The following is a 26913-nucleotide window of genomic DNA, read 5'->3' as shown; positions in this document are numbered from 1 at the left end:
AAACAGTAAATAACTGCCAACTAAAAACTCAACACTGCCAACTATTTTATGTTAGCATTCCACCATCAACATTAATTACTTGGCCTGTTACGTATGCGCTCATTTCTGAAGCTAAAAATACGCAAACATTCGCTACATCTTCAGGAGTTCCACCTCTTTTTAAAGGAATAGCTTCTCTCCAACCTTTTACTACATCTTCGTTTAATTTTGCAGTCATTTCTGTTTCAATAAATCCAGGAGCAATTGCGTTGCAACGAATGTTTCTTGAACCTAATTCTAACGCAATTGATTTTGTGAAACCTATCATACCGGCTTTAGAAGCGGCATAATTTGCTTGACCTGCGTTTCCTTTTACACCGACAACGCTACTCATATTTATGATTGAACCTTTACGGTTTTTCAACATAATTTTTTGTACTGCTTTTGTCATATTGAAAACAGACTTCAAGTTGATTTCGATTACTTTATCAAAATCTTCTTCAGACATTCTCATTAATAGGTTGTCTTTTATGATTCCAGCATTGTTGATTAAAACATCAACTGTACCGAATTCAGCCAAAACATTTTCTACTAATTTCTGAGCTTCAGTAAAATCAGCAGCATTCGATTTATATCCTTTTGCTTTAATTCCTAAAGCGTTTAATTCATTTTCTAAAGCCATTGCCGATTCTACAGATGAACTGTAAGTAAAAGCAACATTTGCTCCTTGTTCAGCAAAAACTTTTGCAATTCCACTACCAATTCCACGACTAGCTCCAGTGATAATTGCAACTTTTCCTTCTAATAATTTCATATTATGTCTAGTTTTTAAATAAGTGTAACAAATATAATACTTTAGTTTGTTAAAAAAATAAAGCCTCACAAATTGTAAGGCTTTATTTTAACTATTTGGTGTAAAATTATCCTAAAACTTCTTTTACTTTTTTACCAATTTCTGCTGGAGAATCTACAACGTGAATTCCACATTCTCTCATAATTCTCTTTTTAGCTTCTGCTGTATCATCAGCTCCACCTACAATTGCACCTGCGTGACCCATTGTTCTTCCTTTTGGAGCAGTTTCACCTGCAATGAATCCAACAACTGGTTTGCGGTTTCCATCAGCTTTTACCCATTTAGCAGCATCAGCTTCTAATTGACCACCGATTTCACCAATCATAATGATGATTTCAGTTTCTGGATCGTTCATTAACAATTCAACTGCTTCTTTTGTAGTAGTTCCAATAATTGGATCACCACCAATTCCGATCGCTGTTGTAATTCCTAAACCTTGTTTCACAACTTGGTCAGCTGCTTCATAAGTTAATGTTCCTGATTTAGAAACAATTCCTACTGTACCTTTTTTGAAAACGAAACCTGGCATAATACCAACTTTAGCTTCACCTGGAGTAATAACTCCTGGACAGTTAGGACCAACTAATCTACAGTCTCTATTTTTGATGTATTCGTTTGCTTTAATCATATCTGCAACAGGAATACCTTCCGTGATACAAATAATTACTTTAATTCCAGCTTCAGCAGCTTCCATAATTGCATCTGCAGCAAATGCTGGCGGTACAAAAATAATTGAAGTGTCTGCTCCTGCTTCTTTTACTGCTTGTGCAACAGTATTAAAAACGGGTCTTTCTAAATGAGTTGTTCCACCTTTTCCTGGCGTAACACCACCTACAACATTCGTTCCGTACTCAATCATTTGTGAAGCGTGGAAAGTTCCTTCGCTACCTGTAAAACCTTGTACAATTATTTTTGAATCTTTATTAACTAAAACGCTCATGATATATGAATTAGATTGTGTTTAAATTTTATGCAAAAGTAAGTTTTTTACGAACTATTGTCACTATGTTTTTTTAATATTTTTAATTAGGTTTGCTAATTAAGTATCCATTTGTAATTTTTTCTTCTTTAAATGTCCAAATAGAAACAGCTTTTGTAATTAACATTAGCTCTTTAGGATTTTCTATTGTAGCTACTTTGTGATTATATTTTACAACTATTTGATTTTTTTCCTCAATTAGTTCTAAAATTTCAAAATAAGAAATTTCGTAATTTGTATTTATTTCGTCGCTTAAATTTAAAATAAAACTTTTATCTGAAATAGAATTTCCAAAAGAACTATCCCATTCTAATTCAAAATCTTGATGGAATAAGTTGTTTAGAAACTCCTTACTTCTCATTCCGTCTTCTTTGAATAAAAACTCTATATTTTCTTTATTTGTCATATTGTTTTAATTTTTCCATAATTTCAGGAATTCGCTTCACATTAGCCAATTGTTTTAATTTCTCACGAGATTCTTCAATTGGAGTTCCAAAATATGTTTTTCCGCCTTCAACCGATTTGGTTACGCCAGTTTGTCCCATAATTACAGCTTTTGTTCCAATTGTGATGCCACTTGTAGTTCCCACTTGACCCCAAAGTGTTACTTCATCTTCAATGATTACGCAGCCTGCAATTCCTGTTTGAGAAGCAATAAGGCATTTTTTTCCAATTATAGTATCGTGTCCGACATGTACTTGATTGTCAATTTTTGTTCCAGCTCCAATGGTTGTGTCACCAGTAACTCCTTTATCTATAGTGCAAAGCGCACCAATCCCAACATTATCTTCAATCACAACTCTTCCACCCGAAATTAGTTGATCATAACCTTCTGGTCGTTTTTTGTAATAAAAAGCATCACCACCTAAAATAGTTCCAGCGTGAATCATCACATTATCACCAATTATGGTATTGTCGTAAATTGTAACATTCGGATGAATTAGGCAGTTTTTTCCAATTTGAACATTATGTCCGATGAAACAATTTGGTTGAATTATTGTTCCTTCTCCGATTTTAGCCGATTCAGAAATAGCTGAATTTGCCGCTTGAAAAGGTCTGAAATGATTAGTTAGTTTATTAAAATCTCTAAAGGGATCATCTGAAATTAACAGCGCCTTTCCTTGCGGACATTCTACTTCTTTATTAATTAAAACAATAGTAGCGGCTGATTGCAAAGCTTTATCATAGTATTTTGGGTGGTCTACAAAAACTATATCTCCTGTTTCGACAACATGAATTTCGTTCATGCCTTCCACAGGAAAATTTTCATCTCCCACAAAATTACAATTGATAATTTGTGCTATTTCTTTAAGAGGATGCGTTTTATTGAATTTCATCAGTTATATATTCGTTAAAAGTAAAAAATAAGCCAAGTGTTCTAAAAATAATTAATTTACAGAGCGCCCAATGATTATTCCTTTACTCTTTCCATATAATTACCAGTAGCAGTATCAATTTTAATTTTATCGCCCTCATTAATAAACAAAGGAACGTTTACCGAAGCTCCAGTTTCAACCGTTGCTGGTTTTGTAGCATTTGTGGCGGTATTCCCTTTTACTCCTGGCTCCGCATAAGTTACTTCTAAAACGATAGAAGCGGGCATATCTACTGATAAAGGAGCATCTGTTTCAGCATTAATCTGAATCATAACGTTTGTTCCTTCTTTTAACAAACCTGGATTATCTAATACTTTTTTGTCTAAAGTAATTTGTTCAAAAGATTCATTGTTCATGAAATGAAATTGATCTCCTTCAGCATATAAGTACTGATAAGTGTGCGTTTCAACACGTACTTCTTCAATCTTGTGTCCGGCAGAAAATGTATTATCTAAAACTCTACCATTTGTTAAGGATCTCAATTTTGTTCTTACAAAAGCTGGGCCTTTTCCTGGTTTAACGTGAAGAAATTCAACAATTTTATAGATGTCGTTATTAAATTTAATGCATAATCCGTTTCTAATATCTGATGTACTTGCCATTTTATTTTTTTGTTTGAAGTTTGTTTATTTTCGAAGATTACATTGAGCTGGTATATCCTTTCATAATTCCACGAGAGGAATTTCGGATGAATTGAATGATATCATCGCGTTCAGGAGTTGCTTCCATTTCTGCTTCAATGATGCTTAAGGCTTGTGTTGTATTGTAATTTTTTTGGTAAAGAATTCTGTAAATATCTTGAATTTCTCTAATTTTATCGGTTGAAAAACCTCTTCTTCTTAATCCCACCGAATTAATTCCTACGTATGATAAAGGTTCTTTTGCTGCTTTTGAAAACGGAGGCACATCTTTACGTACTAAACTTCCGCCTGAAATCATAGCGTGTTCTCCAATGGAAATAAATTGATGTACAGCCGCTAAACCTCCTATAATGGCATAATCTCCAACGGTAACGTGACCTGCTAAAGCTACACCGTTGACAATGATGGCATTGTCACCAATATGACAATCGTGTGCAATATGTGCGGTTGCCATAATTAAACAGTTTTTACCGATTTTTGTTTGACCCGATGCTACTGTTCCTCGGTTAATAGTAACACATTCTCGAATAGTGGTATTGTCACCAATTACTGCTAACGAATCTTCGCCACCAAATTTTAAATCTTGCGGCACTGCGGAAATTACGGCACCTGGAAAAATATTACAATTTTTACCAATTCTCGCGCCTTCCATTATGGTAACGTTAGAACCAATCCAAGTTCCTTCACCAACTTCTACATTATTATGAATGGTTGTAAAAGGATCGATTACAACATTTCGTGCTATTTTTGCTCCGGGATGAACGTATGCTAATGGTTGATTCATAATTATTGTTTTTTAGCTATTTGTGCCATTAATTCTGCTTGTGCTACTAATTTTCCATTTGCATAGGCATTCGCCTGCATGTGGCAAATTCCACGTCTAATAGGAGTTATTAAATCGCATTTAAAAATTAATGTATCACCTGGTAAAACTTTTTGTTTGAATTTTACATTATCAATTTTCATAAAAAATGTAAGATAATTTTCAGGATCTGGAACAGTACTTAGTACCAAAATTCCTCCTGTTTGTGCCATAGCTTCGACGATAATAACGCCAGGCATAACAGGTGCTTCAGGAAAATGACCAATAAAAAAACTTTCGTTCATTGTAACATTTTTCAACCCAACTACGTGTGATTCAGACATTTCTAATATTCTATCAATGAATAAAAAAGGTGGTCTATGAGGTAACATAGACATTATTTGATGAATATCCATCAAAGGTTCTTTGTGTAGATCATACACGGGAACTTGATTTCTCTCTTCAATTTTAATTATTTTTTGAATTTTTTTAGCAAACTGAGTATTCACAAAATGACCTGGTTTATTAGCGATAATTTTCCCTTGAATTCTGGTACCAATCAAGGATAAGTCTCCTACAATATCAAGTAATTTGTGACGTGCTGCTTCGTTTGGATGATGTAAAGTAAGATTATCTAAAATTCCATTTTCTTTTACAGAAATAGTGTCTTTGTTAAATGCTTTTTTTAAATTATTCATTGTTTCTGAAGATATTTCTTTATCTACATAAACAATTGCATTATTTAAATCGCCTCCTTTGATTAATCCGTTATTTAATAAACTTTCTAATTCATGTAAAAAACTGAAAGTTCTACAATTTGCAATTTCATCTTTAAATTCAGCAATATTTTTCATTGTAGCATTTTGTGTACCTAAAACTTTTGTACCAAAATCAACCATAGCAGTCACGCAATAGTAATCACTAGGTATAACAGTAATTTCACTACCAGTTGCTTCATCTGCATATGTGATTACGTCTTTTACAACGTATATTTTTCGTTCGGCTTCTTGTTCTGTAATTCCGGCTTTTTCTATGGCTTCTACAAAATATTTCGAAGAACCGTCCATAATAGGTAATTCTGACGCATTTAACTCAATGATTACGTTGTCTAAATCGCATCCTACCACAGCCGCTAAAACGTGCTCAGGTGTCTGAATCATTACGCCTCTCTTTTCGAGATTTGTTCCACGTTGTGTATTAACTACATAATTTGCATCGGCTTCAATAATTGGATTTCCCTCTAAATCGACTCGAACAAATGTAAAACCGTTGTTGATAGGCGCAGGTTTAAAAGTGATAGTAACTTCTTTTCCTGTGTGTAGACCTACTCCAGATAATGAAATTTCACTGGCAATGGTTGTTTGTTTGACCATGATATTCTTCAGTTTATATATTATTGTTTTTTTTTATTTCCTCTAAATCTGAAACTATTTTTGGTAAATTTTTAAAATGAACGTACGATTTAGCGAATTCACCAAAATTAAAAGCTGGACTCCCTTGCACGACTTCATTATCACCTAAATTTTTTGCAATTCCTGATTGTGCCTGAATTTTTACATTATCTCCTATAATTAGATGTCCTGCAAAACCGACTTGGCCACCAATCATTCCATGTTTACCAATCTTTGTTGAACCTGCTATTCCTGTTTGCGCTGCAATTACAGTATTTTCTCCAATTTCAACATTATGCGCTACCTGAATGTGATTGTCTAGTTTAACACCATTTCTGATAAAAGTAGCACCCAAAGTAGCGCGATCAATTGTAGTACAAGAGCCAATTTCAACGTCATTTTCGATGATTACGTTCCCGATTTGAGGTATTTTTTTATAGGTTCCATCATCTTGCGGTGCAAAACCAAAACCATCTGATCCTACGATAGCTCCTGAATGAATAGTACAATTATTGCCAATTACAGTTTCAGAATAAATTCTAACACCCGCAAAGAAAACACAATTATCGCCAATTGTTACATTATCACCAATAAAACTATTCGGATAAATTTTTACGTTATTCCCAATTTTTACGTTTATACCAATGTAACTAAAACTTCCTAAATATAAATCGCTTCCATAAGTAACATTTTCAGAAATGACTGAAGGTTGCTCGATTCCTGATTTCATTAGTTTAACTTGATTGTAATATTCTAATAATTTTGAGAATGATTCGTAGGCATCATCAACCTTAATTAGTGTCGTTGTAATTACTTGTTCAGGTTCAAAAGTGTTACTAACAATAGTAACAGTTGCTTGCGTTGAATAAATGAAATTAACATATTTTTGATTGGCTAGAAAAGTAAGAGAACCTTCCGTCCCTTCTTCTATTTTAGATAATCGAAAAACTTCAGCATTAGGATTTCCTATCACCTCACCTTCTAAAATCCCTGCTATTTGCGCTGCTGTAAACTTCATTTTAGCTATAATTTTTATTCCGTTCTTTCTAAGAAATAGTAAATATAAAACGACTCAAAAGTATCAAATATACAAATTTGACTATTTCAATAAGGCAAAAATATAAAATTTAATTATCATGTTAAGATTCTAGCAACACTTTCGGAAAACAAATGTAATATTTAGTAACTTCTTTTGAGAGAGCTTTCAAATACATTTGATCGGAAACTTCCACCACGTCCTCAATAGTTTTATCTTTCTTAAGAATATAAATTGGTTCAATTCCTTTGTCGTACGCTTGATTTTTTAACTTTCCTTTAAAAACAAAGTAAGAGGCTTCTTTCTCTGAAATATCCGTCAAACTGATAAACTTATTTTTATAATTTAATAACCTGTCTTTGTTTGGTTTATCTTCAGTTATTTGAATCTTTAATAAATCCCGATTTAAAATCATTCTGCATAAATTTTGCAAGACATAATCTTCATTAAATTGCCAAGATTTGATAGCGCTCATTACATCATAATCATCTAAATAAGAAAATTTATCAACTATTTTTTTATCAAAATCTGATAAAGTAATTTTATTTTCCATAAAGAATTTAAGCGATTCACTGCATGGTAAAACGACTCCTTTATGTGTTAATTCTTTTGCTCTTTTTAGAATTTTAGTTAAAATTAATTCGGCAACTACACTGGTTTTGTGCAAATAAGTTTGCCAATACATCAATCTTCTGGCTACTAAAAACTTTTCTACTGAATAAATTCCCTTTTCTTCGATGACTAGAATATCGTTTTGAACATTCATCATTTGAATTAAGCGGTCACTATTTATATTTCCTTCTGCTACCCCACTATAAAAACTATCACGTTTAAGATAATCCATACGATCCATATCTAATTGACTTGAAATTAATTGCAGCATAAACTGTCGTGGATATTCTCCCTTAAAAACTTGAATTGCTAAAGTTAATTGACCATCAAACTCTATATTTAATTGCTGCATAAAAAGCAGTGATAATTCTTCATGATGCACTTCTTCTACAATACTATGTTCCATAGCATGACTGTAGGGACCGTGGCCTATATCATGGAGAAGAATTGCTATATAAAGTGCATTTTCTTCTTCATTTGAAATGAGAACATCTTTAAAGCGAAGTGTTTGTACTGCTTTTTGCATTATATGCATGCAGCCTAAAGCGTGATGAAAGCGTGTATGATGTGCTCCAGGATAAACCAAATATGACATACCCATTTGTGATATTCTTCGCAACCTTTGAAAATAAGGATGCTGTATTAAATCGTAAATCAAAGCATTTGGAATGGTAATAAAACCATAAATGGGATCGTTAATTATTTTAAGTTTATTTGTTTGATTCACTTTATGAATTTTTGAAGTACAAATGTAGGGAATTTTAATACAAGATATAAATAAAAAAGGTGTTAGATTTGACACTAACACCCTGATTTCATTTACTAAAAATACTTATTTAATTGCTTTTGCTTTCTCAGGTTGTCCTGTTATTTCGTAGGCCATTTTTAAAATATTTATTGTATTTGCATCCGTTGGATTTATTGAATAAGCTTTTTCAAATAGAGGCAATGTTTTTTGAAACATCTCTTTTCTTTTTAATGTTAACTCTTCATATTTCTTTTTATCATTTTTTTGTGAAGCTTCATTAATTCCATCTACTAATTTAGATTCATCAGCAAGTAATGCGTAGCCTTCGTTGAAATACAAAGTAAATTCACTTATTTTTAACTCTTCATCGTTTGGTGATAAGTTTCTAGCTTCTGCGTAAGTTTCCTTTGCTTTCGCTATTTCACCGTTTCCATTGTATAAAATTGCAAGAATTTTTAAAATATCTGGTTTGATTTTATTTACTCTTTCATCTCTTGGTTTTTCATAAAGACCTAAGCTAACAAATTTTGTTCTATCTTCTTTTGAAGCTATATCCTCTTCTTTGCCCGTTGCTAAATTAGTAGCAAGGTAATTAATGCCATTATTGAAGTAGTCACTTTTATAAAATTCTTCGTATAATTTTTGACCCATTTTAAAATCATTAGCTTGAACAGCTAAAATAGCAGCATTTTGCAATGATTTTCCTTCATTTTTTGGATCAAAGATATATAAATTATAAAAAGTTGCCGAACCTTCTTTAAACTTCGAAGCACCATTGAACGTCATAGCTAATTCTGATAATCCTTTTTTAAATTCAGCTTTTTCAGCAATCAATTCATCCGTATATATTTTTTTTCCTGATTTTTTTTCAAATTCTATAGTTTCATCAATGGTAGTTCCGTATTCTTTGATGAATTCAGGTTTATACAGGTTCATTTGATCTTGCATCGCAGCCTTAGTTCCTTTAGAAGCTAAAACTACTGTTGGATACATTGTTTTATAAAATTTCGCATAAACTTTATCAGATTCATCAGAAGCCAAATTTTGCAATGCATCGCTTGTCGCTTTATAAGTTTCTAAATCTTTTTCGGATATAGTTTCTTTAGCGTAAATTTTTTTTAATGTTTTTAGCTCTTCTTTTTGAGCAAAGGTGGCAACTGAAAGTAATAACGCTGCGCTTAAAATAAGTTTTTTCATATTTTTATTGTCTTGGGGTTAAACAAAAGCCCGAAAATAAATTCGGGCGCATTTACTTTAAATTATTCTTCGGTATCTTCTGGCGCATCAATAGCTGTGCCATTTTCAACTTCACCTTCTGATTCTTCTAGATCACCTTCTAATTCTTCAATAACTTCTTCATCTTCACGAAGTACTTTTGTTACAGCAGCGATAGAATCTGATCCTTTGATATTGATTAGACGAACTCCTTGAGTAGCTCTTCCCATAACGCGTAAATCAGAAACCATCATTCTGATAGTTAATCCAGATTTGTTAATGATCATTAAATCATCAGCATCGGTTACATTATTAATGGCAATTAAAGCACCCGTTTTTTCAGTAATATTAAGTGTTTTCACACCTTTACCACCTCTGTTTGTTATTCGGTAAACGTCTTCTCCATCTTCTTCAACTAATCGTGTGCGTTTTCCGTAGCCGTTTTCTGTAACTACCAAGATTTGAGATTCTGCAACCTGATCTTTATCAATTGAAATCATTCCAATAACTTCATCTTTGTCATCTGCTAAAGTAATTCCTCTAACTCCAGAAGCAGTTCTTCCCATCGGACGTGTTTTCTCTTCTTCAAAACGAACCATTTTACCAGATTTTACAGCTAATAAAACTTGACTATTTCCAGTTGTTAATTTTGCTTCGATTAATTCATCATCTTCCTTAATCGTAATTGCATTGATTCCATTTTGACGTGGACGTGAATATTGTTCTAAAGAAGTTTTCTTAACTTGACCTTGTTTAGTAGCCATAATCACATAATGACTATTGATATAATCTTGATCTTTTAAATCTTGCGTACAAATAAAAGCTTTAACTTTATCATCACTTTCAATGTTGATTAAGTTTTGAATAGCACGCCCTTTACTTGTTTTAGTTCCTTCTGGAATTTCGTAAACACGCATCCAATAACATTTACCTTTTTGCGTGAAATACATTAAATATTGGTGATTTGTAGCCACAAATAAATGCTCTAAGAAATCTTGATCTCTTGTTCCTGCACTTTTTTGTCCAACTCCTCCTCTATTTTGTGTTTTATATTCTGATAAAGAAGTACGTTTGATGTAACCTGCATGCGAAATTGTAATTACAACACTTTCATCGGCAATTAAATCTTCAATACTAACATCACCACCAGAGTATTCAATTTGAGAACGACGGTCATCACCATATTTCTCTCTCATATCTGCTAACTCGTCTTTAATTACTTGCATACGCATTTCTTCGCTTGCTAATAATTCTTTTAAGTAGTTGATTAGTTTCATTATTTCTTCATATTCTGCACGAAGTTTATCTTGTTCAAGACCGGTTAATTGTCTTAAACGCATTTCCACAATCGCACGAGCCTGAATTTCTGATAATTTGAAACGTTCAATTAATCCTGCTCTGGCTTGATCTCCATCTTTTGAAGCTCTAATAATTTTAATTACTTCATCAATATTATCAGAAGCAATAATCAAACCTTCTAAAATATGCGCTCTCTCTTCTGCTTTACGCAAATCATACTGAGCTCTACGAATTACAACTTCATGACGATGTTCTACAAAATAGTGAATTAAATCTTTCACATTCAACATTTGTGGACGACCTTTTACTAATGCAATATTATTTACACTAAATGAAGATTGTAATTGCGTGTACTTATATAAGGTATTTAAAACTACGTTTGGAACTGCATCACGTTTTAATTCGTATACAACTCGCATTCCATTTCTATCCGATTCATCACGGATATTTGAAATACCTTCTATTTTTTTATCGTTTACTAAGTCGGCAGTATGTTTAATCATATTTGCCTTATTCACTTGGTAAGGAATCTCAGTAACGATAATCGCTTCTCTTCCGTTTACTTCTTCAAAACCAACTTTAGCACGCATTACAACACGACCTCTTCCGGTTTTAAAAGCTTCTCTAACGCCTTCCATTCCGTAGATGATTCCACCAGTAGGAAAATCGGGTGCTTTGATATAATTGATTAATTCGTCAATTTCAATTTCAGGATTATCAATATAAGCTAAAGTACCATCAATAACTTCTCTTAAGTTATGAGGCGCCATATTTGTAGCCATACCTACAGCAATTCCAGACGCACCATTTATTAATAAGGTAGGGATTTTTGTTGGCATTACAGTTGGCTCCTGTAACGTATCATCAAAGTTCAATTGGAAGTCAACTGTTTCTTTGTCAATGTCTGCTAACATTTCTTCAGAGATCTTCTTCATTCTTGCTTCAGTATAACGCATTGCTGCTGGACTATCACCATCAACTGAACCAAAGTTACCTTGACCATCAACTAATAAATATCGCATGCTCCATTCTTGAGCCATACGCACCATTGCATCATATACTGAAGTATCACCATGTGGGTGATATTTACCTAAAACTTCTCCAACAATTCTAGCCGACTTTTTGTGGGCAGATCTTGAGTTAACTCCCAAATCATACATACCGTATAAAACTCTACGGTGTACAGGTTTTAAACCATCTCTAACATCAGGAAGTGCTCTTGACACAATAACAGACATCGAATAGTCGATGTAAGCTGATTTCATTTCATCCTCAATGTTGATAGGAATTAACTTTTCTCCTTCTGACATAAGTAATTATATTAAAATTATGATTATTTCTAAAACGCGACAATATACGGCTTTTTATAGGTTTGGCACAATTATTTAGCTACTAATTTGTAAATTTTATTAACAACTTTATTTACAAATTACTCGAAATTCACTGTCTTATTTTTTTGTTATTTCAATTATTTTTTGTCATTTAGCATATCAGTATAAATGAAGGGTATAGTTTTTGCACTTACCTTAATAAATTTTTACTTTTACTTATATTATATTAAATTATGGATGATAATTTTTCACCTAGAGTTAAAGATGTAATTACCTTTAGTAAAGAAGAAGCTTTACGACTAGGACACGACTTCATTGGCACGGAACATTTAATACTTGGAATACTTCGAGATGGAAATGGAAAGGCTATACATATTTTAAATAATTTAGCGGTTGACTTATCTCATTTAAGAAAAAAGGTAGAGATCTTAAGTCCAGCAAATCCTAATGGTATTCAAAATATTGAAAAGAAAAACTTACATCTAACAAGACAGGCAGAACGAGCTTTAAAAACAACCTTTTTAGAAGCCAAATTATTTAGTAATTCAGAAATTGGAACAGCTCACTTATTGCTTTGTATTTTACGAAACGATATTGACCCAACGACGAAATTGCTGAATAAAATTAAAATAGATTACGAAACCGTTAAAGAGCAATACACCGCCATGATGACAAACGAAGACGATTACATCGAAAACTTTCCAAAAGCTGAATCTTTCAATGAAGATTCCGGACAAGATGACAGTATGAAAGATGGTGGTGGATTTACGACGCCTCCTGCTGGAAATAAAACAAATAAAAAATCTAAAACTCCGGTGCTAGATAATTTTGGTCGTGACTTAACCGAAATGGCCGAAGAAGGAAAACTAGACCCTGTAGTAGGTAGAGAAAAAGAAATTGAGCGTGTTTCTCAAATCTTAAGCCGTAGAAAGAAAAACAACCCACTTTTAATTGGTGAACCAGGTGTGGGAAAATCTGCTATTGCAGAAGGTTTAGCACTTCGTATTATCCAAAAGAAAGTATCTCGAAATTTATTCAACAAACGGGTCGTTACGCTTGATTTAGCTAGTTTAGTGGCTGGCACAAAATACCGCGGTCAGTTCGAGGAACGCATGAAAGCCGTAATGAATGAATTGGAGAAAAATGATGACATTATTTTATTTATTGATGAAATCCATACAATTGTAGGCGCTGGTGGAGCTACAGGCTCGCTAGATGCTTCAAATATGTTTAAACCAGCTTTAGCCAGAGGAGAAATTCAATGTGTTGGAGCAACAACGTTAGATGAATACCGTCAGTATATTGAAAAAGATGGCGCTTTAGAACGACGTTTTCAAAAAGTAATTGTGGAACCAACATCTGTGGATGAGACGATTACAATTTTAAACAATATCAAATCGAAATACGAAGATCATCATAACGTAATTTATACGCCAGAAGCAATTGAAGCTTGCGTAAAACTTACTAATAGATACATGACAGACCGATTTCTTCCAGACAAAGCTATTGACGCTTTAGACGAGTCGGGTTCTCGCGTTCATATTATTAATATTGATGTGCCTAAGCAAATCTTAGAATTAGAAAAGAAATTAGAAGAAGTTCGCGAACTGAAAAATACGGTTGTTAAAAAACAGAAGTACGAAGAAGCGGCTAAACTTCGCGATGATGAAAAACAAATTGAAAAAGATTTAGCTATTGCGCAAGAGCAATGGGAAAAAGACGCAAAAGACAACAAAGTAACAGTTACAGAAGATAATGTTGCTGATGTCGTTTCAATGATGACTGGAATTCCAGTAAATCGTATTGCACAAACTGAAAGTAATAAGTTAGCTAAACTACCCGAACTTATTAAAGGTAAGGTTATTGGACAAGATGAAGCAGTAATGAAAATTGCAAAATCCATCCAAAGAAATCGTGCAGGATTAAAAGATCCAAACAAGCCTATTGGTTCGTTTATTTTCTTAGGTCAAACTGGTGTTGGTAAAACTCAATTAGCTAAAGTTCTTGCAAAAGAATTATTTGATTCTGAAGATGCTTTAGTCCGAATCGACATGAGTGAATACATGGAGAAATTTGCAATATCTAGATTAGTTGGAGCACCTCCAGGATACGTTGGATACGAAGAAGGTGGGCAATTAACAGAAAAAGTAAGAAGAAAACCATATTGTGTAGTTCTTTTAGATGAGATTGAAAAAGCACATCCAGATGTTTTCAACATGATGCTTCAAGTACTAGATGACGGACATTTAACGGACAGCTTAGGTCGAAAAATTGATTTTAGAAATACTATTATCATTATGACTTCAAACGTTGGTGCACGTCAATTAAAAGATTTTGGACAAGGAGTTGGTTTTGGAACTGCTTCTAAGAATGCACAAACTGATGAAAATTCGAAAGGAATTATCGAAAACGCTTTGAAAAAAGCATTTGCACCTGAATTTTTAAATCGAATTGACGATGTAATTGTCTTCAATGCACTTGAAAAAGAGGATATTAACAAAATTATAGATATTGAATTAGACAAATTATACCTTCGTGTGAAGGAAATTGGTTATACATTAAAACTTTCTGATAAGGCTAAGGATTATATCGCTGACAAAGGATTCGACAAGCAATTTGGTGCAAGACCATTAAAAAGAGCAATTCAAAAATATGTTGAAGATGCTTTGGCAGAAGAAATTATAACTTCCAAAATTCATGAAGGTGATCAAATTTTTATGGATTTAGATGAAAACAATTTAGAACTCACAATTGAGATTAAAAAACTTGAAGAACCAAGCGCTTAATTTGTTAGTATAAAACAATAATACTTTAGAGTATTTACTTAAAAGCTCGTTAAATTAAAAACTCAATCTATAAATTATAGATTGAGTTTTTTTCTAATAATAATTCTCAAACTCAAATAAATAAAATACTTTTCAAATTTAAACTTATCGCTGTTATTAATAAAAGCCTAAATTAATTTAAACTATAAAAAAATCACTCGCAAATTTTATATTGCAAGTGATTAATTGGTATTAATTAAAAATTTATTGTTTAATGAATTTCTTTGTAGTAATTCCATCGTTAGATTCGATAGTCACAAAATAAACACCAGCGTTTAAGTCTGAAACATTTATTTGATTTTTTGCACCTTTTTGACTTTTAACAAATCTACCATTAACATCGCTAATACTAATTTTTTCTATATCAAACGAATTATTTGTGTCAATTGATAAAACAGAATTTACTGGATTTGGATAAACTTTAATTGCATCATTTAAGAATGATTGAGTAGATAAAACTTGTGAAACTGTAAAATTATCTATAATTAAAGCGTGTGTACCAGCACTTGCAGGCGAAATGTTTTTGAAACCTATGAAATAAACACCAGTTGTTGCTGGCACAAAAGTATAGGTTTGTAATGTGAAAGGTGCTGCTGTAATTCCTGTTTGCGTATTAATTATATTAGTTTGAGATGCAACTGTTTGTGCAGTTCCATAAGTAACCTGCAATGCTCCCGAGGTAGTTACTCCTGCAGCTCTAAAATTGCTTAAGTAAAATGATACTGTAACTGTTTCTCCAGCGGTAAGATTTAAACCTCGTGAAAACATAAAATTATTTGCTGCAGCTGTTGTCGGAGTTACAGAAGCAACAGAACTTACGCCATCCTGAACTAAAGGTCCAGCACCATATTTTCCAATTGCCCAATCACCAGCAACTAAAGTTGCACTCGGATTAGCCCATCCAATAAAATTAAGATTTTCTTGTTCAAAACTTGTGGTATAAGATGGAGTTGAAGCAGCGAATGATGTTGCGAACGAACTTTTTCTCCAATCACTATAAACGCCAGATCCGCAATTTTTTCTAACATAAAAATCATATACCGAGCTCTCTAAAAGTCCCGAAATTACTAAAACATTTGAAGTAGCTGAAACAGTTGTACCAGTACCTTGAACGTAATTGTAAGGACCATATTCTACATCAAAAGAAGAGCCTCCATCTGGAGCAATCCACGATACTGTAGCTGAATTTAAAGTACTTAAACTTTGTTTGTAAGTTGGCGCTACCGGCATTGAACAAGCTGAAGGTTTACCTAATTTAATTATAGGTCGAAAAGCAGAAGACGCTATAGTTGTCGGCGGAGTTGTAGTCCCTGGTGCTGACATTGCACTTTTTAATCCTGCTGCTAACAAATTATTACAAAAAGCAATATTTCCAGTTGTTGCTACTGGGTTTGTTAAATTCTGATAATCAAAACCTACGTATAACCCGCCTCCAGAATAAGTAAAATTAGAACCACCAGAAAAGGGAACAAAAAATGGTCCGGCAACGTTAGGAATCGTTGCAGTAGAATTACTTACTGTTGTCATACCTGTTAAAGCTGTTGCCCAAGTAGTAGATTTGTTGTTAGCAACATCAGCTGTGTTTTCTAGATAAACCACCATATTTCCAGTTGTTGGAATATTTTGAGCTACGCTATAAAAAAAAGATAATGCATTAATCTGATCACCTGTTGTAAAACCCGCGTCTGACATCTCTGTCGCCGTTACTAAAAACACAGCTCTTGTCACTGCTTGTGAACCTTGAGGAGCTCTACCTAATCCCGAAGTTGATGCTCCTACTAATACATCAAAATAATCAGACTGAGCTGATGTATTTAGCGTAAATAAGAGTAAAAAAGCAATAATAGACTGCTTTAAAAAAGTAATTTTTTTCATATTTATAAGTTTTATAATTTTAACTAAAATTAAGTCAAATAAACATACAAAAAACAACTAATTTATGCTTTGTCAAAAATTACATTATCCATAAAATTTGCTTAATTTTTGGTGTATTATTAAATAAATAGCATATTAAAAGCATTATTATTAAATTAATATTTAAAAAAAAATATAAATTGTAACTGGAAAAATATAAAATTTTACTTATTTAACTTCGCAAATAAAAAATAATCCGCTATGACGAGCGCTGCCATTGCCTCAACAATCGGAACTGCTCTTGGAACCACACAAGGATCATGACGCCCTTTTCCTTGTTGTTCAATTATCGCTCCTGTAGTGGTTAAAATTTCTTGCTTTTGTATTAGTGTGGCCACTGGTTTAAAAGCAACTCGGAAATAAATATCCATTCCATTAGAAATTCCACCTTGGATTCCGCCAGAAAGATTAGATTTTGTAGTACCATCAGCATTGTACAAATCGTTATGTTCACTTCCTTTCATCCGAGCGCCACAAAATCCGCTTCCAAATTCAAAACCTTTTACAGCATTTATAGAAAGCATTGCCTTTCCTAATTCTGCATGGAGTTTGTCAAAAACCGGCTCTCCTAAACCAATAGGTACATTTTGAATTACGCAAGTAATTGTTCCACCTACGGTGTCACCTTGTTTTTTTATTTCCTTAATATAATTTTCCATTTTTTTAGCTGTATCTAAATCAGGACATCTCACAGCATTCGTTTCTGTTAAAGAAAAATCTAAATCTTGATAAGGTTTGTCCACAAACAACTCACCTACTGAAGAAACAAACGCATTAATTTTAATTTCGGGAATTATTTGTTTTGCAATAGCTCCTGCTGCTACTCTACTTGCGGTTTCGCGCGCTGAACTTCTTCCGCCACCACGATAATCGCGAATACCATATTTTTTTTCGTAGACATAATCCGCATGGCTAGGACGGTAAGAGTCTTTTATATGCGAATAATCATCAGATTTTTGGTTGGTATTGGGAATTATAAATCCAATCGGAGTTCCGGTAGTCTTTCCTTCAAAAATTCCCGACAAAAATTGAACTTCATCTGCTTCTTTTCTCTGGGTTACTATACTTGATTGTCCCGGTTTTCGCCTTTGCATTTCAGTCTGAATTGTATCAAAATCAAGGGCAATTCCTGCTGGGCAACCGTCGATAATTCCACCTAATGCTTCACCGTGCGATTCACCAAAAGTTGTCAGTTTGAATAATTTTCCAAAGGTATTTCCAGCCATAATTTAATTAATTGCATTTATAGCAAAGTTACTATATTTCAATAAGTATTTTGTTTTTACTAGTAAATTTATAACAATATTAGCTTAGAATTTATAATTTAACTATTCTAAAATAACGTTTATGAAAAAAATATCTTATCTCTTTTTATTTTGTGAAGCTCCGGTATTGTTTGCTTGTTCAGAATATGACGATGATAAAGCGTCTTCAACTACCTTTGAAATGCCTCTAACAACTAGAAACTTTTGGACTTATACTATTGAAAATGAGGAAGAAATTTCTACAGATTCCTTATTTATTTCCAACGATACAATTATAGCTTCTACGACGTTTAAAAAATTTAAAACTAAAAATGATTTTGCAATAGGATTCTTCTCTTCGGCCGTAAGAGATAATGGTGTTCGCTAAGAAAATGGTAAATTATACTTGTCAGGTGATTTGTCTTTAAATGCTGCGGCTGCTTTACCATTAAACTTTGATTTACATTTGTCGATGGAATTGGTGTAGTTTATAGTAACACCGTAACTTCTTGTAATTTAAATAGTATAGCAGCCGCAGAATTACAAATTCGAGCTTCTTCCACTCAAACGTAAGAAGAGTTTATAGAAACCCATCTAATAAATTAAAAAAATGCCGCTCCATTTGTTAATTTTTTCCTTATATTTGCTAAAATAAATAAATATGAAAAAAGTAATTTTATCTGCTTTTATGCTACTAGGTTTGGCATTTAGCGCGCAAGCACAGGATATTTCAAAAAACGCATTGGGTTTACGTTTAGGTGACAATGATGGTTTTGGAGGAGAATTATCTTACCAAAGAGGTTTGGGTGATAATAATCGTTTGGAATTAGATTTAGGTTGGAGAAACAGCAAACATGTTGATGCATTCAAATTAACTGGATTATACCAATGGGTTTGGAATATTGAAGGTGGTTTCAACTGGTATGCTGGTGTTGGAGGTGGAATTGGTTCGTGGAGTGTTGATAAAGAATATGGTGACGGAAGCGGAACTATTCTATTCGTAGCAGGTGATTTAGGTATTGAATACAACTTCAAAGAAGCACCAATTCAATTATCATTAGACATTCGTCCTGAACTTTATTTTAATTCAGATGATTATAGAGAAGATAATTTCGGTCCAGATATCGCTTTAGGTATCCGTTACAGATTTTAAATAAATAAAATTAAAAATGGCTCTTTATCAAGAGCCATTTTTTTTTTAAAGAATTTTAATTTCTTTTGCTTTTGGAATTATGCTGATAGAATAAGGTGAGGTCAATGCCATCGTAACACTTTCGCCTTTACCCGGACTTTTCTCTAATTTCTTAACTAAAAGCAGCTCGTTTTGCCACTCTACGGAAGCAATATCGATACTATAACCTCCTGATGATTTTTGCCCTTGGTTTAACACAATTACGTCATTTTCTTTAAAATCGATGGTTACCAATGAATTAAATTCAGATGAATCAATTTTTAAATTATCTATTAACTTAATAAAATCTTCATTATTTGTAATATGTAAATAACCAGAATATTCTGTGCCGCCATTAGCACTTTTATACAGGGTATGAAATGTCGTTTTCATAACGAGTGGTTTAGGGGTTGAGCATGCAACCAGTAATAAAATAAAAAAAGGTACTATTTTAGTCATTTTTTGAATCAATAGCTTGTTTATAAACTTGCTCGTACATAGGAACAATTTCTTGAATATCAAACATTTTAGCTGTGGCCAAAGCATTGCTTTTAAATTGTTTCAGGAGTTCTTTATCTAGTAATAATGTTATTGCGTCTTTACTCATTTTAGCGACATCGCCCACATTACTGAGGTATCCTGAAAAACCATCTTTATTCACTTCTGGCAATCCGCCGGAATTACTAGAAATCACGGGCACACCGCAAGCCATAGCCTCTAGAGCTGCTAAACCAAAACTTTCGGTTTCAGATGGCAATAAAAACAAATCAGAAAAACACAAAATCTTGTCAATTTCATTACTATTCCCAAAGAAAATTACTTTATTTTGAATACCTAATTCTTCGCACATTCGTTCTGCAATTTCTTTTTCTGGACCTTCACCTACCATCATTAATTTTGAGGGCACTTCTTTTTGAATTTCAAAGAAAATTTTCACAATATCATCAATGCGCTTTACCTTCCTAAAATTAGAAATATGGGTAATTATCATTTCATCTTCTAAGGCCATTAGTGACCGATGACATGGAATATTTTTAATCGCTTTTTCTTTATTTAATTCAATAAAATTTGGAATAACAACGATTTCGTTTTTGATGTCAAATAGCCTGTAAGTATCAGCACGCAAACTTTCAGAAACGCTTGTTACGACATCTGATTTGTTTATGCTAAAGTTAACCGCGGGCTTATAAAACGGGTGGTTTCCAACTAAAGTAATATCTGTTCCGTGTAAGGTAGTAACGATAGGAATTCGAATACCTTCATCGGCCAACATTTGTTTTGCCATATAGCCCGCATAAGCATGAGGAATAGCATAATGAACATGCAAAACATCAATTTTATACAACTTTACCATATCAACTAATTTGCTTGAAAGCGCTAATTCATAGGGTTGATAATGAAATAATGGATATTCAGGAACATGTACTTCATGATAATGTACATTTGGATTCAACAATGCCAAACGCACTGGTTGACTGTAGGTTATGAAATGAATTTGGTGACCTCTTTTGGCTAATTCTAAACCTAATTCAGTAGCAACAACGCCACTTCCGCCAAATGTAGGATAACAAACTATAGCAATTTTCATTGATTCTTGATTTTTATTAAAATTACTATTTCTAAGGTGAGCTTTTATAAAACAAATGTTAAATTATTTTTTGAATTTAGATTCATAACTTAAAATCCAATCTGTAACCGTTACTTTTCGTACTAATTCGGCTATTAATTCAAAAGGAATATTTGCAGATTTTTTAAACCGAATACAACTTTTACCCATGTCTAGCTTTTCGTTGGAATGCTTTGCAAATTCTGTAACAAACCAAGTGTGCAAATTTGGATTTGCATAGAGTTCCATATTATAAAGATTAATACTATTTTTCTGATTTGCAAAAGACATAAAAGGCAAAGGTAATTCAGAATTGCAATGATAACCCTGCGGATATATTGAATGAGGAACAAAATAACCAACCATTCCATAACTCATTCCTTCTTCAAATCCTTCGGGAAGATTCTCAAGAATTATGGCTCTTAATTTATTTACACCTTCTTTTCTCTCTTCAGGAATTTCATTCATATATTGTTCAACTGTTGCTGCTGCCATAATTACTCAATTATACTTTCGTAGATAACTTTTTGAATATTTTCTCTAATATTTTCCTTCGATAATTTGTTTGAAGCATTTGAATCTGGAAAGGTTCGGTTTGATAGGAAAACATATACAATTTCTTTGTCGGGATCAGCCCAAGTCATACCTCCAGTGAAGCCCGTATGTCCAAAACTTGTCAATGAAACACAACCACATGTTGGTCCTTCAGTTCCTAATTGCGGTTTGTCGAATCCTACGCCTCGTCGATTTCCCTCTTTACAGAAATAACACGTATTAAATTTTTGAATTGTTTCTTCTTTAATATACTCTTTTCCACCATAACTCCCTTTTTGCAAATACATCTGCATTACTTTTGCTACATCTAAAGCGTTCGAAAATAAACCTGCGTGACCTGAAACTCCTCCTTGCATAGCGGCAGCCATATCGTGTACATAACCCTGAATAATTTGATGTCTGTAATAGGTATCATTCTCCGTTGGAATTATAACACTTTTATTAAACTGAAGTAGTGGATTATAGGTTAAAGTTTTGGCACCTAAAGCGTTATAAAAATTATTTTTAGCAAGAAAATCTAAAGACTTTCCGTTTTCTTTCTCTAAATATTCTTTGAACAATATGAACGGAAAATCACTGTATTTGTATTGTTTTTTTGGTAGTAAATCACTAGCTGCAATTATCTTTATAATCGTATCATTGTAATCAGTTCTTAAGTATAAATTATCAGCTACTTTCAATTTGAACTCTATCGACCCTCTATTTCGATAATATTTAATACTGGGTCTATTTATACTATCCAGCGTAGCTTTATAAAATGGAATCCATGGCTGAAAGCGAGCTTGATGCGTTAACATATCTAAAACAGTGGCATCTTGTTTATTAGATTCTTCAAAAACAGGTAACATGTTTTTTAGTTTGGTATCTAATTTTAAATTTCCTTTATCAAATTCGAGCATTACATTTGGTAATGTTCCAATGATTTTTGTTAATGATGCAATATCATATAAATCTGTGTTTTTTACTTTTGAAGCGTCTTTTTCATAAGTGTGATTTCCAAATGATTTTTGATAAATAACCTTCCCTTTTCTGGCTACCAAAATTTGCATACCAGGCGTAATCATTCTATCCACTGCATAATTAGCAATAGAATCAATTTTCTTTAAAACTTGGGAACTCATTCCTACATTTTCAGGTATTTCAAATCCTAAACGTTGAATTGCCAAGGTTTCAATTCCTTCGGCTACTTTAAAATATTCATTTATAGAAACAGGAAGTTTCCCTTTAGAGCCAATGGCTCCAAAGATAATTTGTGGTACAATTGTTTGCGCGATAGTATTGTTTTGATAACCCAAAATAATCGTTTCTACAGCTTCAAAATTTTTAATACCTAAAAGTGAATATGGTTTGGTAAAAAAAGTTAAAATAACTTCATTTTGTTTCGCAATTTGATTGATCCACAGTAATTCTCTAAAAGTTAAATCATGATTTTTCCAAGCGCCATCTGCTTTATGATAACCAACAATTACTTTTGTAAAACTTTGCAATTGAACCAGAACAGAATCTAAATTTTGAGACCTAATTTCAGTAATATTTGCATAATTTTTTAACTGGTTCAAAAATACATCCGAAGAATCGTTTCCTAATTTAACATATGCAATTTTTTCTTTGTCTAATTGTGCAATCGGAATCGATTTTTTTTCATTTTTTATTACGGTAATAGCATTTTCATATAATTTGTAATTTAGCGCATCATATGCAACCGCATTTAAATCTTCATATAAATTTTCTAGAGCAATTGGTTGATAATTCTGTAAATTTGCTTTGTATTTATAGGCCAATATTTTCTTTACAGAATATGCTAAACGGTCAGCTGTCAATCTGCCATCTTCTCTAGCTTCGTTAAATTTTTTAATAGCAGTAGGAACATTTTCGGAAAACAGCAACACATCATTTCCTGCCAAAAAAGCTTCTAAATCAATATCGCCAGGTTTTTTAAAATTACTTGCTCCTTTCATATTCAAAGCATCTGTAAAAATTAGACCCGTAAATTTTAATTCATTTTTTAAAATATTAGTAACTACATTATAGGAAATTGATGTGGGATAATTAGGACGTGGTTCAATACTTGGAACTTCTAAATGTGCAACCATTATACTGGCTAATCCATTTTTAATTAATTCTCGATAAGGATATAATTCAACGTCATCTAACCTTTTTTTATCAAATTTTACCAATGGCAAGGTATGATGCGAATCCGTAGCTGTATCGCCATGTCCAGGAAAATGTTTCGCAGTAGCAAAAACGCCTTCATTTTGCAATCCAATCATTAAAGCCGAAGCTCTTAAAGCAACAATTTCCTTAGTTTCACCAAAAGAACGGTTACCAATAATCGGATTTTTAGGATTTGTATTAATATCGACCACTGGCGCAAAATTGAAATGAATTCCCATTCTTTTTGACTGCTTCCCCATTTGATTTCCTGTTTTCTCAATCAATTTCATATCTTGAATTGCACCAAGTGTCATATTCCAAGGGTATCGATAAGTAGAGTCTAATCGCATACTTAATCCCCACTCAGCGTCAATGCCAACAAACAAGGGAACTTTAGCTTTTGCTTGGTATCGATTTGTTAACTTTGCTTGCCGAAGAGGTCCGCCTTGAAAAAAGATTAACCCTCCTATTTTATTTTCTTCTACCAATTTATCAATTGACTTATTGTGCGCTTCATCTTTATTAGAATAAGCAGCTACCATAAACAATTGTCCTACTTTTTCATCAAATGAAAGTTGATTATAAACGCTATCAACCCATACTTCTTTAGAAAGATTAGATTTTTTTTGTCCAAATGTAATAGCTGAAAAAAGAATAAAAATCAGTAAATATCGCATGAAATCAATGTTTTGTGAAATGAAAAAATCATCATTAAAATTGAATTAATGATGATTCTCAAATATAGTTTAAATATTCGTTTTAGAAAAATCTATTATGCCAACTTTCGCTAGCAGGAACTTCCCAAAAATCTTGCCATTCTCCTAAAGTATTCAGTAAATTATTGAAAACAATAGTGTTTTCAGAAACTGCCTTCTCTTTCACTAACTTCTTGAAATCTATTAATGGTTTGAAGGCAACATGCTCTCCAATTTTGAAAGTTACATTCATTTTATCTAACAAATCTACCTTATATTTTTGCTCTAAATTTTGAATAAACGCAACGGAGGCATCTATAGAGCAACCGGTCGCTGCTTGCACATCTTGATTTATGGCAATAATTATAAAACGATTGTATTTCGTTATAAATGAAGCTTCTAATTGCTGTCCATGTGCTGACCAAGTTTCTAAAAAAGAAGATAGATCCGTTTCAATATCTTGTATTTCTTCGTCTGAAAATTTTCTATTAGATTGATATATCCAAATTTTAGACTCTTCTGGTAATGTATCAAATGGTACGTACATTTTTACTTTTTTATAATATCTATTATTACATTGTAGGTAATAAATTTACCTAATTTAGCATCAAACAATTCCCATTCATAGAAAGATACATCAACATTGTCATTTGTTTTTAAAACTTTGTCTGTTAACAAAAAAGAATTTTCAAAGTTACTTAATAAAATAAAATGATGATTTTTACCTGATGTTTCTTTTACTGAAAAAGTGATAAACTGTTCAGATTTAATTTCGAAAACTTTGCCGCTTATTATTGCATATTCTTCCTCTACCATTTCTTCATTTTCATCAGCATTATTGTCAACCATGAATTTAAAAATAGTTGGGCATTTTAATCCCATTTTGGCACCAACATTATATCCTAGTTCTTCCATTTTGGCATCATTAGTGACCACATTCTTGCCATAATGTTTTTCAACATCTTTTTCAAACTTGTTCACAGCTTCAAGAATACATAAGCCTAAAGTTAACTCCATATTGTCTTTGGTTAATTCCCCTTTGGTAGCACATTCACAGGCTGCTTCCCCTAATTTTTCATCTAATTGTGATTTTGACAATTTTTGACCAAACGAAATTGAAAATGTCAATAAAAAAATACCTACAATAATTTTATTCATCTTATAAATCTTGTGCATTTGCAATTAATTCAGCTATATCCATCACTTTGACAGTATTTTCTTTTTCTTTATTTTTTATTCCATCCGTTAACATAGTGTTACAGAAAGGACAACCTGCAGCAATAATTTCTGGTTGTAGTTCTAAAGCATCTTCGGTACGTTCGATGTTGATCTCTTTATTTCCTGGTTCTGCATCTTTAAACATTTGAGCTCCGCCAGCTCCACAACATAATCCATTTGCACGAGAACGTTTCATTTCAACTAATTCTGCATCTAACTTTTGGATTAATTCTCTTGGTGCTTCATACACATTGTTTGCTCTTCCTAAATAGCAAGGATCGTGAAAAGTGATACGTTTTCCTTTAAATTGTCCGCCTTCGATTGCTAATTTACCTTCGTCAAACAACGCCTTGATAAACTGAGTATGATGCATGACTTCATATTTTCCACCTAATTCTGGATATTCATTTTTTATCGTATTGAAACAATGCGGACACGCGGTAACGATTCGTTTTACTTCATAAGCATTCATAACTTCAATGTTAGTCATTGCTTGCATCTGAAACAAAAATTCATTTCCTGCTCGTTTTGCAGGATCTCCAATGCAGCTTTCTTCTGTTCCCAGAACTGCGAATGAGACGTTAGCTCTATTTAATATTTTAACGAAAGCTTTTGTAATTTTCTTGGCTCTATCATCAAAACTTCCTGCGCATCCTACCCAAAACAAAACATCTGGCTGTTTTCCTTGCGCCATCATCTCGGCCATTGTAGGAACTACTAAATTTTCAGACATATTATATTATGTTAAATTATTTATTTTATGAATTATCCAAATCAGTTTGGCTGCTGCCCTTTGTTATAAATACTACTATTTATTTTCGTCATCAAATACTTGAATTGTCACTTCTTTATCTACTAAATCAGTAAATTTTCCCTTGTAACGCGTTGCTTTTACTAGATGATTATCTATCCAATGATAATTGCCTCCTCTTGGTTTTCCCATCAACATTCCGTGATATTTGAAACCGTGCTTTTTTAACCAGTCTTCCGTAACCTTTCTGTGCGCTTCCGTTCTTGATGTGAAGAAAAATATAATATGCCCTTCATCATACCATTTATTTAAAGTTTCTAAAGCATCCGGATAAATTGCAGCCGTAACCATTCGTTCCGGCTCTTCATTAGGAATATCATCGCAAATTGTTCCATCTATATCAATAAGATAATTTTTAATTCCTTCTGGTAAAATTGGACTTAATTGTTCTCCATTAACGGATATTGCTTGTAATTTACCATCAATTTCATCTTTCTTCATCTTCATTATGTTTTTTT

24 protein-coding genes are annotated in these 26913 nt (G+C 32.7%); 3 read left to right on the top strand and 21 right to left on the bottom strand.

The window, feature by feature from the left end:
• Nucleotides 1–46 precede the first annotated feature (46 nt).
• From fabG to gyrA, 11 genes are all read right to left on the bottom strand, one after another.
• A complete protein-coding gene (gene fabG / locus T1L09_RS05435; protein ID WP_322549939.1) occupies nt 47–793 on the bottom strand; it encodes a 3-oxoacyl-[acyl-carrier-protein] reductase in 747 nt (248 codons plus the stop codon).
• A 106-nt stretch (nt 794–899) separates the two neighbouring features.
• Nucleotides 900–1772: a succinate--CoA ligase subunit alpha gene (sucD, locus tag T1L09_RS05430; protein ID WP_322549938.1), complete on the bottom strand. Its 873-nt coding sequence runs from the start codon at nt 1770–1772 to the stop codon at nt 900–902.
• Between the two features lie 82 nt (nt 1773–1854).
• Nucleotides 1855–2217 (bottom strand): hypothetical protein, encoded by a 363-nt coding sequence (locus tag T1L09_RS05425; RefSeq protein ID WP_322549937.1) that lies wholly within the window; start codon nt 2215–2217, stop codon nt 1855–1857.
• On the bottom strand, nt 2207–3148 hold the full coding sequence (locus T1L09_RS05420; protein ID WP_322549936.1) for a UDP-3-O-(3-hydroxymyristoyl)glucosamine N-acyltransferase: 942 nt from the start codon (nt 3146–3148) through the stop codon (nt 2207–2209). The genes T1L09_RS05425 and T1L09_RS05420 overlap by 11 nt, the downstream gene beginning before the upstream one ends.
• A 74-nt stretch (nt 3149–3222) precedes the next feature.
• Entirely contained in the window at nt 3223–3789 is a 567-nt protein-coding gene (gene efp / locus T1L09_RS05415) for an elongation factor P (RefSeq protein ID WP_322549935.1), read from the bottom strand.
• Nucleotides 3790–3826: 37 nt separating this feature from the next.
• Nucleotides 3827–4612: an acyl-ACP--UDP-N-acetylglucosamine O-acyltransferase gene (gene lpxA, locus T1L09_RS05410; RefSeq protein WP_322549934.1), complete on the bottom strand. Its 786-nt coding sequence runs from the start codon at nt 4610–4612 to the stop codon at nt 3827–3829.
• A 2-nt stretch (nt 4613–4614) separates the two neighbouring features.
• Nucleotides 4615–6003, bottom strand: a complete 1389-nt coding sequence (locus T1L09_RS05405) for a bifunctional UDP-3-O-[3-hydroxymyristoyl] N-acetylglucosamine deacetylase/3-hydroxyacyl-ACP dehydratase (RefSeq protein ID WP_322549933.1) — start codon at nt 6001–6003, stop codon at nt 4615–4617.
• Between the two features lie 13 nt (nt 6004–6016).
• Nucleotides 6017–7039, bottom strand: a complete 1023-nt coding sequence (lpxD, locus tag T1L09_RS05400; RefSeq protein WP_322549932.1) for a UDP-3-O-(3-hydroxymyristoyl)glucosamine N-acyltransferase — start codon at nt 7037–7039, stop codon at nt 6017–6019.
• A gap of 121 nt (nt 7040–7160) precedes the next feature.
• Nucleotides 7161–8396 carry an HD domain-containing protein gene (locus T1L09_RS05395; protein WP_322549931.1) on the bottom strand — a complete coding sequence of 412 codons (1236 nt, stop codon included), beginning with the start codon at nt 8394–8396 and terminating at the stop codon, nt 7161–7163.
• A gap of 105 nt (nt 8397–8501) precedes the next feature.
• Complete coding sequence (locus tag T1L09_RS05390) at nt 8502–9614, bottom strand: tetratricopeptide repeat protein (protein WP_322549930.1); 1113 nt, start codon at nt 9612–9614, stop codon at nt 8502–8504.
• Between the two features lie 62 nt (nt 9615–9676).
• Nucleotides 9677–12241 (bottom strand): DNA gyrase subunit A, encoded by a 2565-nt coding sequence (gene gyrA, locus T1L09_RS05385; RefSeq protein ID WP_322549929.1) that lies wholly within the window; start codon nt 12239–12241, stop codon nt 9677–9679.
• 254 nt (nt 12242–12495) lie between these two features.
• Here gyrA and T1L09_RS05380 point away from each other — a divergent pair, with 254 nt between their 5' ends.
• Nucleotides 12496–15048, top strand: coding sequence for an ATP-dependent Clp protease ATP-binding subunit (locus tag T1L09_RS05380; protein ID WP_322549928.1), 2553 nt, complete (start codon nt 12496–12498; stop codon nt 15046–15048).
• Nucleotides 15049–15291: 243 nt separating this feature from the next.
• On the opposite strand, the gene T1L09_RS05375 is transcribed toward T1L09_RS05380, so the two are convergent.
• Together T1L09_RS05375 and aroC are read right to left on the bottom strand one after the other, a co-directional pair.
• On the bottom strand, nt 15292–16962 hold the full coding sequence (locus tag T1L09_RS05375; protein WP_322549927.1) for a T9SS type A sorting domain-containing protein: 1671 nt from the start codon (nt 16960–16962) through the stop codon (nt 15292–15294).
• 203 nt (nt 16963–17165) lie between these two features.
• Nucleotides 17166–18227 (bottom strand): chorismate synthase, encoded by a 1062-nt coding sequence (aroC, locus tag T1L09_RS05370; RefSeq protein ID WP_322549926.1) that lies wholly within the window; start codon nt 18225–18227, stop codon nt 17166–17168.
• A gap of 121 nt (nt 18228–18348) precedes the next feature.
• Between aroC and T1L09_RS05365 the strand changes: the two genes are divergently transcribed.
• Together T1L09_RS05365 and T1L09_RS05360 are read left to right on the top strand one after the other, a co-directional pair.
• Nucleotides 18349–18633 carry a hypothetical protein gene (locus T1L09_RS05365; RefSeq protein WP_322549925.1) on the top strand — a complete coding sequence of 95 codons (285 nt, stop codon included), beginning with the start codon at nt 18349–18351 and terminating at the stop codon, nt 18631–18633.
• A 273-nt stretch (nt 18634–18906) separates the two neighbouring features.
• A complete protein-coding gene (locus T1L09_RS05360) occupies nt 18907–19398 on the top strand; it encodes a hypothetical protein (RefSeq protein WP_322549924.1) in 492 nt (163 codons plus the stop codon).
• A 45-nt stretch (nt 19399–19443) separates the two neighbouring features.
• On the opposite strand, the gene T1L09_RS05355 is transcribed toward T1L09_RS05360, so the two are convergent.
• From T1L09_RS05355 to T1L09_RS05320, 8 genes are all read right to left on the bottom strand, one after another.
• Entirely contained in the window at nt 19444–19809 is a 366-nt protein-coding gene (locus tag T1L09_RS05355) for a protease complex subunit PrcB family protein (protein ID WP_322549923.1), read from the bottom strand.
• Between the two features lie 58 nt (nt 19810–19867).
• On the bottom strand, nt 19868–21004 hold the full coding sequence (gene bshA, locus T1L09_RS05350) for an N-acetyl-alpha-D-glucosaminyl L-malate synthase BshA (RefSeq protein WP_322549922.1): 1137 nt from the start codon (nt 21002–21004) through the stop codon (nt 19868–19870).
• 63 nt (nt 21005–21067) lie between these two features.
• The gene (locus T1L09_RS05345) at nt 21068–21517 is read right to left on the bottom strand and encodes a DUF1801 domain-containing protein (protein ID WP_322549921.1); all 450 of its coding nucleotides are present in this window, start codon (nt 21515–21517) and stop codon (nt 21068–21070) included.
• Between the two features lie 2 nt (nt 21518–21519).
• On the bottom strand, nt 21520–24408 hold the full coding sequence (locus T1L09_RS05340) for a serine hydrolase domain-containing protein (protein ID WP_322549920.1): 2889 nt from the start codon (nt 24406–24408) through the stop codon (nt 21520–21522).
• Nucleotides 24409–24490: 82 nt separating this feature from the next.
• A complete protein-coding gene (locus T1L09_RS05335; RefSeq protein ID WP_322549919.1) occupies nt 24491–24973 on the bottom strand; it encodes an ABC transporter ATPase in 483 nt (160 codons plus the stop codon).
• Nucleotides 24974–24975: 2 nt separating this feature from the next.
• The gene (locus T1L09_RS05330; protein ID WP_322549918.1) at nt 24976–25584 is read right to left on the bottom strand and encodes a hypothetical protein; all 609 of its coding nucleotides are present in this window, start codon (nt 25582–25584) and stop codon (nt 24976–24978) included.
• Between the two features lies 1 nt (nt 25585).
• Nucleotides 25586–26377 carry a (Fe-S)-binding protein gene (locus T1L09_RS05325; protein WP_322549917.1) on the bottom strand — a complete coding sequence of 264 codons (792 nt, stop codon included), beginning with the start codon at nt 26375–26377 and terminating at the stop codon, nt 25586–25588.
• A gap of 75 nt (nt 26378–26452) precedes the next feature.
• Nucleotides 26453–26896 carry an LNS2 domain-containing protein gene (locus tag T1L09_RS05320; RefSeq protein ID WP_322549916.1) on the bottom strand — a complete coding sequence of 148 codons (444 nt, stop codon included), beginning with the start codon at nt 26894–26896 and terminating at the stop codon, nt 26453–26455.
• Nucleotides 26897–26913 lie beyond the last annotated feature (17 nt).

The organism is Flavobacterium psychraquaticum, from assembly GCF_034497725.1.
GTDB lineage: Bacteria > Bacteroidota > Bacteroidia > Flavobacteriales > Flavobacteriaceae > Flavobacterium > Flavobacterium psychraquaticum.
This window is presented reverse-complemented; position numbering and strand designations above follow the sequence as displayed.